The organism is Polaromonas sp. SP1, from assembly GCF_003711205.1.
Lineage (GTDB): Bacteria > Pseudomonadota > Gammaproteobacteria > Burkholderiales > Burkholderiaceae_C > Polaromonas.
Genome location: NZ_CP031013.1, coordinates 568,562 through 581,860, shown reverse-complemented (window position 1 = coordinate 581,860; position 13,299 = coordinate 568,562). Strand labels below are relative to the sequence as shown.

General features: G+C 62.3%; 12 protein-coding genes. 2 read left to right on the top strand and 10 right to left on the bottom strand.

Annotated features, from left to right (window positions below):
• The first annotated feature begins 15 nt into the window (after window positions 1-15).
• Window positions 16-918, top strand: coding sequence for a carbohydrate kinase family protein (locus DT070_RS02765; protein ID WP_122954029.1), 903 nt, complete (start codon window positions 16-18; stop codon window positions 916-918).
• Between the two features lie 78 nt (window positions 919-996).
• Here DT070_RS02765 and DT070_RS02760 read toward each other — a convergent pair whose 3' ends face one another.
• The 10 genes from DT070_RS02760 to DT070_RS02720 form a co-directional block, all read right to left on the bottom strand.
• On the bottom strand, window positions 997-1,350 hold the full coding sequence (locus DT070_RS02760) for a DUF167 domain-containing protein (RefSeq protein ID WP_122954028.1): 354 nt from the start codon (window positions 1,348-1,350) through the stop codon (window positions 997-999).
• A gap of 186 nt (window positions 1,351-1,536) precedes the next feature.
• On the bottom strand, window positions 1,537-2,010 hold the full coding sequence (locus tag DT070_RS02755; protein WP_122954027.1) for a histone H1-like DNA-binding protein: 474 nt from the start codon (window positions 2,008-2,010) through the stop codon (window positions 1,537-1,539).
• 14 nt (window positions 2,011-2,024) lie between these two features.
• Window positions 2,025-2,159: a hypothetical protein gene (locus DT070_RS21675; protein ID WP_255416853.1), complete on the bottom strand. Its 135-nt coding sequence runs from the start codon at window positions 2,157-2,159 to the stop codon at window positions 2,025-2,027.
• Window positions 2,160-2,195: 36 nt separating this feature from the next.
• Window positions 2,196-3,428, bottom strand: a complete 1,233-nt coding sequence (locus DT070_RS02750) for a ribonucleotide-diphosphate reductase subunit beta (protein WP_122954026.1) — start codon at window positions 3,426-3,428, stop codon at window positions 2,196-2,198.
• A gap of 133 nt (window positions 3,429-3,561) precedes the next feature.
• The gene (locus DT070_RS02745; RefSeq protein ID WP_122954025.1) at window positions 3,562-6,471 is read right to left on the bottom strand and encodes a ribonucleoside-diphosphate reductase subunit alpha; all 2,910 of its coding nucleotides are present in this window, start codon (window positions 6,469-6,471) and stop codon (window positions 3,562-3,564) included.
• 447 nt (window positions 6,472-6,918) lie between these two features.
• Window positions 6,919-7,521 carry a 1,6-anhydro-N-acetylmuramyl-L-alanine amidase AmpD gene (gene ampD / locus DT070_RS02740; RefSeq protein ID WP_122954024.1) on the bottom strand — a complete coding sequence of 201 codons (603 nt, stop codon included), beginning with the start codon at window positions 7,519-7,521 and terminating at the stop codon, window positions 6,919-6,921.
• A complete protein-coding gene (locus tag DT070_RS02735; RefSeq protein ID WP_122954023.1) occupies window positions 7,508-8,962 on the bottom strand; it encodes a sigma-54 dependent transcriptional regulator in 1,455 nt (484 codons plus the stop codon). The genes ampD and DT070_RS02735 overlap by 14 nt, the downstream gene beginning before the upstream one ends.
• Window positions 8,962-10,680: an ATP-binding protein gene (locus DT070_RS02730; protein ID WP_122954022.1), complete on the bottom strand. Its 1,719-nt coding sequence runs from the start codon at window positions 10,678-10,680 to the stop codon at window positions 8,962-8,964. Before DT070_RS02730 ends, DT070_RS02735 begins: the two co-directional genes overlap by 1 nt.
• Window positions 10,677-10,928, bottom strand: a complete 252-nt coding sequence (locus DT070_RS02725) for a PP0621 family protein (RefSeq protein WP_122954021.1) — start codon at window positions 10,926-10,928, stop codon at window positions 10,677-10,679. Before DT070_RS02725 ends, DT070_RS02730 begins: the two co-directional genes overlap by 4 nt.
• Window positions 10,925-11,725, bottom strand: coding sequence for an inner membrane protein YpjD (locus DT070_RS02720; RefSeq protein WP_122954020.1), 801 nt, complete (start codon window positions 11,723-11,725; stop codon window positions 10,925-10,927). Before DT070_RS02720 ends, DT070_RS02725 begins: the two co-directional genes overlap by 4 nt.
• Before the next feature lie 100 nt (window positions 11,726-11,825).
• On the opposite strand from DT070_RS02720, the gene ffh reads away from it, so the two are divergent.
• The gene (gene ffh / locus DT070_RS02715; protein WP_122954019.1) at window positions 11,826-13,184 is read left to right on the top strand and encodes a signal recognition particle protein; all 1,359 of its coding nucleotides are present in this window, start codon (window positions 11,826-11,828) and stop codon (window positions 13,182-13,184) included.
• The last annotated feature ends 115 nt before the right edge of the window (window positions 13,185-13,299 follow it).

Genomic DNA, 13,299 nt, shown 5'->3' with positions numbered 1-13,299 from the left:
ACGAGAGAGAACTGAATGTCTGCTGTTATCTGTGGCTCCCTGGCGTTTGACACCATCATGACTTTTGAGGGGCGCTTTTCCGAGCAGATCCTGCCCGACCAGTTGCACATCCTCAATGTGTCTTTCCTGGTGCCGGCCCTGCGCCGTGAGTTCGGCGGCTGCGCCGGCAACATTGCCTACAGCCTGCGCCAGCTCGGCGGCAAACCGCTGCCCATGGCCACCGTCGGCACCGACGGCGCCGAGTATGTGGAACGCATGAAAACCCTGGGCGTCAGCACCGAGTTCGTCCGCCAGGTCGGCGATACCTACACCGCGCAAGCCATGATCATGACCGACCGCGACAACAACCAGATCACGGCCTTCCACCCCGGCGCGATGATGCAGGCCCATGTGACCCGCATCGAGGCCCGCAGCGACATCAAGCTGGGCATCATTGCTCCCGATGGCCGCGACGCGATGCTTCAGCACGCAGAACAGTTCAAGGCGGCCGGCATTCCTTTTGTGTTTGACCCGGGCCAGGGCCTGCCCATGTTTGACGGCAAGGAGCTGGCGCATTTTGTCGAGCTGGCGACCTGGGTGACGGTCAATGATTACGAAGCCAAAATGCTTTGCGACCGCACGGGTCTGTCGTGCGCCGAGTTGTCGCGCAGGGTGGAGGGCCTGGTGGTGACGCTGGGCGCCGAGGGCTGCGAAGTCTGGGTGGCCGGCGAAAAAACGCTGGTACCGCCTGTGAAGGCCACAGAAGTGGTCGATCCGACCGGCTGTGGCGATGCCTTTCGCGGCGCACTGCTGTTTGGCCTGGAGCAGGGCTGGTCGCTGGCGCGTTGCGCCGCGCTGGGTAACCGGGTGGGTGCGCTCAAGATCGCCACGCGCGGCGGCCAGAATTACACCCTGACTGCTGAACAAATCGCTGCCTAGCCCAATCCGTACCTTGGGTTATAGCTATTAAATTAATAGCAATTTAACCGCTGCGCTGCCCGTTTGCTGATTGCGTCCTTATGGCGCGGGCCTGCCCGCAGCCTTCACCAATTCATCCCATGTGGCCTGGCTTGCCGCCAAAGCTTGCACGCGCAGCTGCTTGCGCCTGGAGGTCTCGCCGCGCGCCAGCGTGACCGCCTGTTGGGGTACACCCAGGCAACCGGCCAACCACTTCACCAGCGCCTGGTTGGCTTTGCCGTCTACGGGAGGCGCCTGCAGCCGCAGGCGCAGCGCCAGATCTCCGGCCTCACCATGCAGTCCCATGGCTTGGGTTCTGGCGGCATTCGGCACGACGTGCACGTCCAGCAGCACATCGCCGTTCTTTTCCGTGCGCATGAAGGGCAGGTCGGGTGGTGCAGGGGGTATGTTCATGGCGGCGGGTATGTGAAGAGGCCGGGCAGCTGTGAAAACTGCACGGGCATGAAAAATAACCCCACGCTCCCTCACTTCGTGTGCTCGCTGCCCCCTGAGGGGGCGCTTTTCATTTTGGGGCGGCCCGGCAATGAAAAAAGCCCGACATCTTTCGATATCGGGCTCCAAGCAGAAATACCTTACTGCTTACGGCTTGCTGGCTGTTGGAAACGGCCAGGCAGCTTGCGGGTTCAGGGTTGTCTGAGCCGCAGGGGCAGCCGCTACAGCAGGTGCTTTGGCAGCTTTGGCAGCAGGTTTTTTCGCGGCTTTCTTCGCAGCGGGCTTTTTCGCTGCTTTCTTGGCGGCAGGCTTTTTCGCAGCGGCTTTCTTGGCCGCTGGTTTCTTCGCTACCTTTTTCGCGGCCTTCTTGGCTGCTGGCTTTTTAGCTGCGGCTTTCTTCGCCGCTGGCTTCTTGGCCGCTACCTTCTTGGCTGCTGGCTTTTTCGCTGGCGATTTTTTCGCAGCTGGCTTCTTGGCCGCTACTTTTTTCGCTGGAGCTTTTTTAGCCGGAGCTTTTTTCGCTGCTGCTTTTTTCGCAGGAGCCTTCTTAGCCGCTACTTTTTTAGCAGGGGCTTTCTTTGGAGCAGCTTTTTTAGCCGCAGTTTTTTTCGCAGTTGCCATAGTTTTCTCCTTGATCACGTTGCAAAGAGCACTTCACGGTTGGAGTACGTAAAGCGATTCACGGCGTTGGGCCCCGGATAAACCGGTCCCAGCGCCGCGAACACAGGAGCAAAGCCCAACGCGTGCTCTTCGGCAGCGTCATTGGTCATTGCAATTCTTAAAATCATTGTTCGGGCGTTTTTCAATCAATCCCAGGAAAGTGCACCACCGGACTGGTACTCGATCACACGGGTTTCAAAGAAGTTGCGCTCTTTCTTCAGGTCGATCATTTCGCTCATCCACGGGAACGGATTCTCCTCGTTGGGGAAGAGAGTTTCAAGTCCGATCTGCGTGGCGCGGCGATTGGCAATGTAGCGGAGGTAGCCTTTGAACATGGAGGCATTGAGGCCGAGCACGCCGCGCGGCATGGTGTCTTCGGCGTAGCGGTATTCCAGTTCGACGGCTTTCATGAACAAGGCCTTGATCTCGGCCTTGAACTCTGCGGTCCAGAGATGGGGGTTTTCCAGCTTCAGCTGGTTGATCAGGTCGATGCCGAAGTTGCAGTGCATCGACTCGTCGCGCAGGATGTACTGGTATTGCTCGGCGGCGCCGGTCATCTTGTTCTGGCGGCCCAGCGCAAGAATCTGCGTGAAGCCCACATAGAAGAACAAACCCTCCATCAGGCAGGCAAACACGATCAGCGACTTGAGCAGCGTCTGGTCGGCTTCGGGCGTACCGGTCTTGAAGTGGGGGTTGGAGATGACTTCAATGAAAGGGATCAGGAACTGGTCCTTGTCCTTGATGGACTGGACTTCGTTGTAGGCGTTGAAGATCTCGGCTTCGTCCAGGCCCAGCGACTCGGTGATGTACTGGTAAGCGTGGGTGTGGATGGCTTCTTCGAATGCCTGGCGCAGCAGGAACTGGCGGCACTCGGGCGCCGTGATGTGGCGGTAGGTGCCCAGCACGATGTTGTTGGCGGCCAGCGAATCGGCCGTGACAAAGAAACCCAGGTTGCGCTTGACCAGGCGGCGCTCGTCTTCGGTCAGGCCGTTCGGGTCTTTCCAGAGCGCGATGTCGCGCGTCATGTTCACTTCCTGCGGCATCCAGTGGTTGGCGCAGGTGGCGAGGTATTTTTCCCAGGCCCATTTGTATTTGAAGGGCACCAGCTGGTTGACGTCGGTCTGGCCGTTGATGATGCGCTTGTCGGAGGCCTTGACGCGCTGCGCCTTGGCGGGTTCTGCTGCAGGAGCAGAAGGGGTAGAAGAGATGGCAGCGGGTGCGGGTGTGAACGCGCCGTCGTTGAGCATGCGCACTTGCGCTTGGGGTTGCCCGGCGGGGTTCAAAGAAAGAGGCGGAAGTTCCATCGAGCGGCCTTCGGGCGTGCCGCTGTTATGAGATGTTTGCAAAGATGGTTTGACTTCTTCGTCCCAGGTCAACATAGAGGTTTCCAATACTTTGGGATTATGAAAGCAGCGATACAAAATGAAAAGTGTTCATTCACATCGCTACAAAATTGTGTTGCTCATATACATCGAATCGCGCGGCCGGGTGACTGCGCGATTCAAAGTTTTTTTACTGGCAGGCCTCGCATCCCGGGTCATCGATCGCGCAGAACTTGATGTCGGTTGCCGGCGTTGCATTCATCTGCGCTTGCGCTGCGGCAGCAGCCGCTTCGAGCGCGCTCATGCCGCTGCTTGCGGTGGCCGTGCTGGAAGAAACCGAGTTCATCTTGCCTGCGGTCACGGTTGATTTCTCGGCGTGCGTCGCGCTCTGCGTGCGCAGGTAGTAGGTGGTCTTCAGGCCGCGCAACCAGGCCAGCTTGTAGGTGTCATCGAGCTTCTTGCCCGAGGCACCCGCCATATAGATATTGAGCGATTGGGCCTGGTCGATCCATTTCTGGCGGCGCGCTGCGGCTTCGACAATCCAGGAGGTCTCAATTTCAAACGCCGTGGCGTACAGCGCCTTGACGTCTTGCGGCACGCGGTCGATGGGGCGCAGCGATCCGTCAAAGTGCTTCAGGTCCACCACCATCACGTCGTCCCACAGGTTCAGGCGCTTGAGGTCGCGCACCAGGTAGTGGTTGATGACCGTGAATTCGCCGGACAGGTTGGACTTGACCGAGAGGTTGCCGAAGCAGGGCTCGATGCAGGCGTCCACGCCGATGATGTTGGAAATCGTGGCCGTCGGGGCGATGGCGACGCAGTTGGAGTTGCGCATGCCGTCTTTGGCGATCTTCTTGCGCAGGGCTTCCCAGTCCAGCGTGGCGGAACGGTCGACTTCGACGTAGCCGCCGCGTTGCTCGGCCAGCATGTCCAGCGTGTCCAGGGGCAGGACGCCCTTGTCCCAGAGCGAGCCCTTGTAGCTGGCGTACTTGCCGCGCTCTTTGGCCAGCTCGGTGGAGGCCCAGTAAGCGTGGTAGCAGACGGCTTCCATGGACTTGTCGGCGAACTCGACGGCTTCCTGCGAGGCGTAAGGCACGCGCAGTTCATACAGGCAGTCCTGGAAGCCCATGATGCCCAGGCCCACGGGACGGTGGCGCATGTTGGAGTCGCGGGCCTTCTTGACGGCGTAGTAGTTGATGTCGATCACGTTGTCCAGCATGCGCATGGCCGTGGTGATGGTTTTCTTGAGCTTTTCGTGGTCGACCGCGCCGTCCTTCAAATGCTGCACGAGGTTGACCGATCCGAGGTTGCACACGGCGGTTTCGGTGTCGCTGGTGTTCAGCGTGATCTCGGTGCACAGGTTGGACGAGTGCACGACGCCGGTGTGCTGCTGCGGCGAGCGCACGTTGCAGGCGTCCTTGAAAGTGATCCAGGGATGGCCGGTTTCAAACAGCATCGACAGCATCTTGCGCCACATGTCGGTGGCCTGCAGCTTGCGGGAGGGCTTGATCTCGCCGCGCTCGGCTTTGGCCTCGTAGGCGGTGTAGATTTTCTCGAAGTCCTTGCCGAACTTGTCGTGCAGGTCAGGCGTGTCGGACGGCGAGAACAGTGTCCAGGTGCCCTTTTCCATCACGCGGCGCATGAAGAGGTCGGGGATCCAGTTGGCGGTGTTCATGTCGTGCGTGCGGCGGCGGTCGTCGCCGGTGTTCTTGCGCAGCTCGAGGAACTCCTCGATATCCAGGTGCCAGGTTTCCAGGTAGGCGCAGACGGCGCCCTTGCGCTTGCCGCCCTGGTTGACCGCCACTGCCGTGTCGTTGACGACCTTGAGGAAAGGCACGACGCCTTGCGATTCGCCGTTGGTGCCCTTGATATGGGCGCCCAGGGCGCGAACGGGCGTCCAGTCGTTGCCCAGGCCGCCGGCAAATTTGGACAGCAGGGCGTTTTCCTTGATGGCGTCGTAGATGCCGCCCAGGTCGTCGGCGACGGTCGTCAGGTAGCAGGACGACAACTGCGAGCGCAGCGTGCCGGCATTGAACAGGGTCGGCGTGCTCGACATGAAGTCGAAGGACGACAGGATTTCGTAGAACTCGATCGCGCGCTCTTCGCGGTTGATCTCGTTGAGCGACAGGCCCATGGCCACGCGCATGAAGAAAGCCTGCGGCAGCTCGATGCGCTGCTTGCGCACGTGCAGGAAGTAGCGGTCAAACAGGGTCTGCAGGCCGAGGTAGTCGAACTTCAGGTCGCGCTCGGGCTTGAGCGCGGCGCCCAGGCGGGCCAGGTCGAACTGCTGCAGTTTTTCGTCGAGCAGCTCGTTTTGCACGCCCTTGGCGATGAACTGGGGGAAGTATTCGGCGTAACGGATCGCCATGTCGGCCTGGTTGACTTCCTCGCCCAGCACTTCGCGGCGGATGGTGTGCATCAAGAGGCGCGCGGTAGCGTAGGTGTAGTCGGGGTCTTTTTCAATCAGGGTACGCGCTGCCAGGATGGAAGCCTTGTAGACCTCGTCAATGGGAACGCCGTCGTACAGGTTGCGCATGGTTTCCGCAACGATGGGGTCGGGTTTGACGTCGGCGCCCAGGTTGGCGCAGGACGCCTCAATCAGCGCCTGCAGGTTGCGCACATCGAGCGCGACGCGGTTGCCGCGGTCGGTCACATGGATCAGGGGCGCTGCGGGTGCGGTGGTTTGGGGCTGGCGTGCGCGCTCCTGCGTGCGCTTTTCGCGGTACAGCACGTAGGCGCGGGCGATTTCGTGGTGGCCGCCGCGCATCAGGCCGAGTTCGACCTGGTCCTGCACGTCTTCTATATGAAAGGTGCCGCCGCCCGGGCGCGAACGCATCAGGGCGCGAATGACCGCCTGGGTCAGGCCGTCCACCGTTTCGCGCACGCTGGCCGATGCGGCGCCCTGCGTGCCGTGAACCGCCAGGAAGGCCTTCATCATGGCCACGGCAATCTTGTTGGGCTCAAACGGCACCACGCCGCCATTGCGGCGAATGATCTGGTAATGGGCGAGGGGGTTGGATTGTGCGTTGGTGTCGCCTGCTGCGGGATTGCCTGCCAGAACGCTGGACGTTGCTGGCACCGCGTGTTGTGCTGTTTGCATGAGTTCCTCTTTGTTTTATGACTGTCTGACGTGCTGTCCGGGGCATCCAAATTTGCCGGGGTTGTTCAAGGGCAATGAACGGTTCCCTGCGGCGCTGGGCCCGAATTACGTCAAAACTGAATTAGGGCTTAGACACTATACCTAGGGTACCAAGGGAATACAAGCCACTACAGGTAGTGTATCGCCCTCTGAATTCGCTGTTACGTTTTGTGGCTTTTTCAGGTGCTTTTTTGTGCCGTGCTTGTGCACCTCAATCAAGCATCGGAGAGCGCGTTGATGCTCGCCAAGCCCTCATGAAATCACGCTTGCGCCTCATGGACAAAGCGCTGGCGCGGCTTTGCGCGTGCTTTGGGCCGGCGGCACCGGCCGGCATTGAAACGGTAAAAGTACCGCAAATTTTTGCGCCACAAAATGCACCCTGATGGTGTGGTGCGCGCGGCGGGCCGTTCAAATAATTTCGGGAAAACACCTAGCAGGCAATGCCAGTGCGTCTTGCAGCAAAGGCCAGTCGAAGCCCGGTCCCGGATCCAGCTTGCGGCCCGGCGCAATATGCTCATGCCCGGCAATGTGGGCAATGGGATAGGCCTGAAGAAGCCCGGCGCACAGTCCGGCCAGGGTTTCATATTGGGGGCCCTCAAAGAGATTGCCTTCCAGCCCCTCCAGCTCAATGCCGATGGAGTCGTCATTGCAGTTGCCGCGTCCGCGGTAGCTGGACTCGCCGGCATGCCACGCCCGGTCGTTGCAGCCGACAAACTGCCACAAGGCACCGTCGCGGGCAATGAAAAAATGCGATGAGACCTGCAAGCCGCGAATGCCCTGGAAGTAAGCATGCGCCTCCCAGTCGAGTTCATTGGTGAACAGGCGCTGGACGTTGCCGTTGCCGAACTCGCCGGGCGGCAGGCTGATGGAGTGGATGACGATCAGGTCGATCTGCGCGCCTTCGGGCCGCGGGCCGAAATTGGGCGAAGCCAGTGCCCGCGCGTACCGGTACCAGCCGTTTTGCCACAGGGGCTGTGAGGCGGGTGCGCCGCCGGGCTCAGGCGGGGTCATCGGCAGGGTCGAGTCCGTCGGCGGGGTCGTCGCTGCCCGGCGTCACGATGTTCAGGCGGGCAATCCGGTAGCGGATCTGGCGAAGCGTCAGGCCCAGCCGGCTGGCTGCGGCGGTGCGGTTAAAGCCGGTTTCCAGCAATACCTTGGTAAGAATGTTTCTTTCCTGCCCGTCCAGGTAATCCTGCAGGTTCTCGGGAACCGAGACGTGCTCTTCCGCCGGCGCATCGAAGTGAAGCTCGCTGCCGTCGCCGAGCGCCACCGCCCGGTGCAGGGTGTTTTCAAGCTCCCGCACATTGCCGTTGAAGGGCCGCGCGCGCAGTTGTTCCATCACGGCGTCCGTCAGCTCGGGCATGCCGAAGCCGGACTCCTGGCAGATTCTTGAAAGCAGTGCCTTGCACAGAGCGGGCAGGTCTTCCCGGCGCTCGCGCAGGGCGGGCACAAGAATCTCGATCACGTTGAGCCGGTAATACAGGTCCTGGCGGAAGGTGCCTTGCTCTACGCCGGCGGACAGGTCCTTGTGGGTGGCGCTGACGATGCGCACATCGACGGCATCTTCGTGCGGGGAGCCCAGCGGGCGCACCGTTCGCTCCTGGATGGCCCGCAACAGCTTGGATTGCATGGCCAGCGGCAGGTCGCCGATCTCATCGAGAAACAGGGTGCCGCCTTTGGCCGCCTGGAAGTAGCCCTGCCGGTCCTGTGCCGATCCGGTGTACGCCCCTTTGCGCGCGCCGAAGAACTCCGCTTCGAGAAGGTTCTCGGGGATGGCGCTGCAGTTGACTGCCACAAAAGGGCCTGCCGCCCGGTGGCTGCAGCCGTGCACCGCTCGCGCGACCAGTTCCTTGCCGGTGCCCGATTCTCCCTGGATCAAAACCGGCGCCATGCTGCCCGCCACCTTGACGATGCGCGATTTCACGGCGCGCATGACGGCCGATTCACCGACCAGTTTTTGCAGTATCAAAGGCGCATCGGCGGCTACGGGCAGCGGGATCGCGAGGGGGGCGATACCCGGTTCCGCGCCATTGCGTTCGGCCTTGGCGGCAGCAGCGGGCTGCCGCGCGCCCTGCACGGCCGAGGCGACGACGCTGCGAAACTGTTTGAGGTCGACCGGCTTGGTGAGGTAGTCAAAAGCGCCGGCCTTCAGCGCTTCGACCGCATTTTCGGCAGAACCGTGCGCCGTGATGACCACGCAGCGCTCCGGCCGCTGCTGGGTCACCAGGTCGCGCAGCAATTCGAGGCCCAGGCCGTCCGGCAGGCGCATGTCGGTGATGACCGCGTCGAAGCGGTTTTCACTCAGTTGCTGGCGGGCCTGCTGCAGGTCGCCGGCAGCTTCCACCCGATAGCCTTCCCTGAGCAGCGTCAGCTCGTAGAGGGTGCGCAGGTCCGGCTCGTCGTCAATGACGAGGATGCGGGCTTGCTGGGCGGCGGGGGCTTGCGTGCTCATTAGGTGGGCATTGTGGCAAAAGAAGGCGGCGGCGTGTTTAAAGCGGGGGAGGTCGGCCTGAACATGACGAAGAATTCATTGCCCTCGGTGCCGGCGCGTTGTACGCGCTGGTAGCCGATAAGCGCGCCGTAGCGCTCGCACAGTTCGCGGCAAATATAGAGGCCCAATCCGCTGGAGCGGCTTTCCGAAGAGAAAAACGGCTCGAAGAGATGGGTCTGGACGGTTTGCTCCAGCGGCTGCCCGTCGCTCCATACCGACAGGAACGCCTGCCCCGGTGAAACGACCTGGGTACTCACCTCGATGGAGCGGACGGAGGTGCCGGCATAGCGCAAGGCGTTGTCCAGCAAATTGACCATCAGGCGCCGCAGGTGTTCGGGCTCAAAGCACACGACGGCGTTGCCCGAGTCTGTCGTGATGCGCATTCGCTGCGATGCGGCGGTTTGGGTACCCCAGTCGGTGGCGATTTTTTGGACGGTTTCATCCAGCGCCAGGGCAGTCGCCTCTGCCAGCGGCAGTTGCGCCTGGGCCCTGGAGATATTCAGCACCTCGTCGACAATTTTGGCCAGGCGCTGCGCGTTTTGCCTGACCATGGCGGTGAGCTGGCGGTGCCCTGCGTCCTGCAGGTCTTCCTCGAGCAGCGCGTTGGCCTGCGAGATGGCCGCCAGCGGATTCCTGATCTCATGCGCCACCGCGGCCGACATGCGTCCCATGGCGGCCATCTTCTCGGTTCTCACCCGCGCTTCCATTTCACGCAGGTCCTCGAGAAACATCACGCAAAGACTCTCGTGCGTGCCGTTTTGCGAGGCCGCCAGCCGCGTGCGCACGTGCAGCCGCCGGCTGTGGCTGTCCGGGTACTCAAGGCTGACGTCGGCCTCCTGGGGAGTCTGTGTGCTGAAAGTGTGGTGCGTCAATTCGGCCAGCGGCTGCCAGGCCGCTTCGGTGGCCAGGATAAAAGGTGCGTTGCGCACGGATTCCCCGGCTGTCAGCAAACGCCGGGAAGCAGGGTTCGCTGAACGGACGATGCCGTTGATATCCACCACCAGCACACCGTCCGCCAGGGTTTCGACGACCAGTTCATTGACCTGGATCTGCATGCGCGCGGCAGACTGGCTGCGCTTTGCCAGTTGCTCTTCACGCGCCAGGCGCAGTGCCAGGTGATTGGCCAGCAGTGCCACCAGGAAGAAGCCGGAGCCGCTCAGCCCCGACTGCAGAAAGCGCGCGCTGGAGTCACCCAGGTTTTGCAGCGAGCTCGACCATGCCTCCACCAGCAGCAGCAGCGTGACGCTGGCGGCCGTTCCAAAAGCCAGCAAAATCGGGCCGAGGATGGAGGAGAGCAGCACCGGCAGCGCAAACAGCGGTGTGTAGTTGATGCCGCTCGACTGCAGAAAATTCAGCGCCGAGAACGTGATGACATCCACGCCGATCGTCAATACCCATTGCGCGTCAAAGGTGCTTCCGGGCGGCCGGGGCCTGGCCCAGAGCCGCACCGCCAGCGTTGCGCACAGATAGGCGACGCACACCGCGATGGACCAGCCGTCGGTGATATTGCCCAGCGCATAAATAACGGCCTGCAGGATCACCAGCACGGAGGCAATCGCCACGCGCGCCGTCATGAATACGCGCCACAGGCGCCCGAATGAACCCACTTCCGGCTCGTTTTCCCAGGCGCCGGGTATCTTGTCGCCGCCTGTCTCAAACCAATGGGACGGCGTGGTCACAGGCCCTGGCCCCCGGCCTGGCGGCGGTGCGCATCGCTGCAGTAAATGCCCTTGCCTGCGATCAGCGCTTCTGATTTCGGCAAATGTACGCCGCAGACCTCGCAGGCGACGATTTCGGTGACAGCAGTTCCGGGTTTTGGCGGGGCCGGCGCACGGCTTGCCGCAGCGTCTTTTCTTTCCGCGTCGCGGTTGTTCCGCCAGAGCCAGAACACCACCAGCACCAGGGCCGCGACCAGCAGGTATTTCATGCCCGCCTCAGGATGACTTCAAGCACAAAGCGCGAACCCGCATAGCCCAGCAGCAGCAAGCCCGACCCCAGGTACAAAACGTTTACCGCCTTGCGCCCGCGCCAGCCCAGGCGCGCGCGGCCGATCAGCAGGCCGGCGAATGTCAACCAGGCCAGGACGGAAAAAACGGTTTTGTGGTTCCACTTCCAGGCCAGTCCCGGCCCGTAGAGCGTCTCGGCAAACAGCCAGCCTACAAACAGCGTGGCCGACAGCAGCACAAAGCCGGCCTCGACGAAGCGGAAGGTCAGGCGCTCCAGCGTGAGCAGCGGCACGCCGGCATCGGTTTGCGCGGCCAGGCGGATGGCCCGTTCGGAGCGCGTCATCAGCCAGCCGTGCACGACCGCCGCGGCAAAGAGTCCGTAAGACGCGATGCCCAGGGCCCAGTGCAGCGGCAGCCAGGGTGAGGCGATGGCGTGGTAGGTCGTTCCGGGGAAGATGGCGGCAACGATGACGGCCGCGCTGCCCAGCCCGGCCAGCGCCCAATGGGCCTGCAGCTGCGGGAAAAGGCGGCTTTCGATCGCGTAGACGGTCAGCACCAGCCAGACCGTCATGGACAGGGCCGGCGCAAAACCGAAGCGGGGCGGCTCGCCCAGCAGGCCGTCGGCCAGCGCGAGCGCGTGCAGCAGCCAGGCCGCCAGCAGCACGGCGCGGATGGTGCCGGCCGCCAGGCGCGGGGTGGCCAGCGCCAGCACGGCATAGGCAATGGCGGCGCCCGCCGCTACCGCAAGACCCCACCAGGCGCTCAAAGCTAAAATCATGGCTAGAGTTTAGCCTTTACTGTCTTTCCCGCCGCCCTCCTGACAGCCTGGCGCCCTCCCTTTCCCACCCCTAACTGCCCCACGCCCGTGGCGCCTTCCCATGGCCTCAGCCCTTACCGACAAGTTATCCCGCCTCGTCAAGGAAATGCGAGGCCAGGCCCGCATCACCGAATCCAATGTGCAGGACATGCTGCGCGAGGTGCGCATGGCGCTGCTGGAGGCCGACGTCGCCCTGCCGGTGGTGCGCGACTTCATTGCCCGGGTCAAGGACAAAGCGCTTGGTCAGGAGGTGATGGGATCGCTCTCGCCGGGCCAGGCGCTGGTCGGCATCGTCAACCGCGAGCTGGCGGCAACGATGGGCGAAGGCGTGAGCGACATCAACCTGGCGGCCCAGCCGCCCGCCGTCATCCTGATGGCCGGCCTGCAGGGCGCGGGTAAAACCACGACAACCGCCAAGCTGGCCAAGCACCTGATCGAAAAGCGCAAGAAAAAAGTGCTGACGGTCTCGGGCGACGTCTACCGCCCGGCCGCCATCGAGCAGCTCAAAACCGTGACCAAGCAGGCCGGCGCCGAGTGGTTCCCGAGCTCGCCCGAGCAGAAACCGGCCGACATCGCCCGCGCCGCCATTGACTACGCCCGCAAGCATTTCTTTGACGTGCTGCTGGTCGACACGGCCGGCCGCCTGGCCATTGACGAAGCCCTGATGGCCGAAATCAAGGAGCTGCACGCCATCCTGAACCCGGTCGAAACCCTGTTTGTGGTCGACGCGATGCAGGGCCAGGACGCCGTCAACACCGCCAAGGCTTTTAAGGAAGCACTGCCGCTCACCGGCATCATCCTGACCAAAACCGACGGCGACTCGCGCGGCGGCGCGGCGCTGAGCGTGCGCCAGGTCACCGGCGCGCCCATCAAGTTCTCCGGCACCAGCGAAAAGATCGACGGCCTGGAAGTGTTTGACGCCGAGCGCCACGCCGGCCGCATCCTGGGCATGGGCGACATCGTCGCGCTGGTCGAGCAGGTGGCTGCCGGGGTGGACATGGCGTCCGCCCAGAAGCTTGCCGCCAAGATCAAGTCCGGCGACGGCTTTGACCTCAACGACTTCCTGAGCCAGCTGCAGCAGATGAAAAACATGGGCGGGCTGTCCAGCCTGCTCGACAAACTGCCCGCGCAAATGGCCGCCAAGGCCGGCCAGGTCGACATGGACAAGGCCGAAAAAGACATCAAGCGCAAGGAAGGCATCATCCAGAGCATGACGCCGCTGGAGCGCCGCAAGCCCGAACTCATCAAGGCCACCCGCAAGCGCCGCATCGCCGCCGGCTCCGGCGTGCATGTTCAGGAGGTCAACCGCCTGCTCAACGAGTTTGAGCAGATGCAGGGCATGATGAAGAAGATGAAGGGCAGCGGCATGATGAAGATGATGAAGCGCATGGGCGGCATGAAGGGCATGCCGAAGTTTTAACCGGCCGGGATTTAAGCAAAAAAGGCCACCTGCCCAATCGCCGCCTGGACTTATAGCTATTAAATTAATAGCATTTGCCGGAATTGACCGCCAAGAAAAAAGCCGCTTCAAGCGG

Bases quoted from the DNA above. Each gene is read 5' to 3' on its own strand.
- DT070_RS02765 (WP_122954029.1), top strand. From the start codon at position 16: ATGTCTGCTGTTATCTGTGGCTCCCTGGCGTTTGACACCATCATGACT.
- DT070_RS02760 (WP_122954028.1), bottom strand. From the start codon at position 1,350: ATGAACATACCCCCTGCACCACCCGACCTGCCCTTCATGCGCACGGAA.
- DT070_RS02755 (WP_122954027.1), bottom strand. From the start codon at position 2,010: ATGGCAACTGCGAAAAAAACTGCGGCTAAAAAAGCTGCTCCAAAGAAA.
- DT070_RS21675 (WP_255416853.1), bottom strand. From the start codon at position 2,159: ATGACCAATGACGCTGCCGAAGAGCACGCGTTGGGCTTTGCTCCTGTG.
- DT070_RS02750 (WP_122954026.1), bottom strand. From the start codon at position 3,428: ATGTTGACCTGGGACGAAGAAGTCAAACCATCTTTGCAAACATCTCAT.
- DT070_RS02745 (WP_122954025.1), bottom strand. From the start codon at position 6,471: ATGCAAACAGCACAACACGCGGTGCCAGCAACGTCCAGCGTTCTGGCA.
- ampD (WP_122954024.1), bottom strand. From the start codon at position 7,521: ATGACCCCGCCTGAGCCCGGCGGCGCACCCGCCTCACAGCCCCTGTGG.
- DT070_RS02735 (WP_122954023.1), bottom strand. From the start codon at position 8,962: ATGAGCACGCAAGCCCCCGCCGCCCAGCAAGCCCGCATCCTCGTCATT.
- DT070_RS02725 (WP_122954021.1), bottom strand. From the start codon at position 10,928: ATGAAATACCTGCTGGTCGCGGCCCTGGTGCTGGTGGTGTTCTGGCTC.
- DT070_RS02720 (WP_122954020.1), bottom strand. From the start codon at position 11,725: ATGATTTTAGCTTTGAGCGCCTGGTGGGGTCTTGCGGTAGCGGCGGGC.
- ffh (WP_122954019.1), top strand. From the start codon at position 11,826: ATGGCCTCAGCCCTTACCGACAAGTTATCCCGCCTCGTCAAGGAAATG.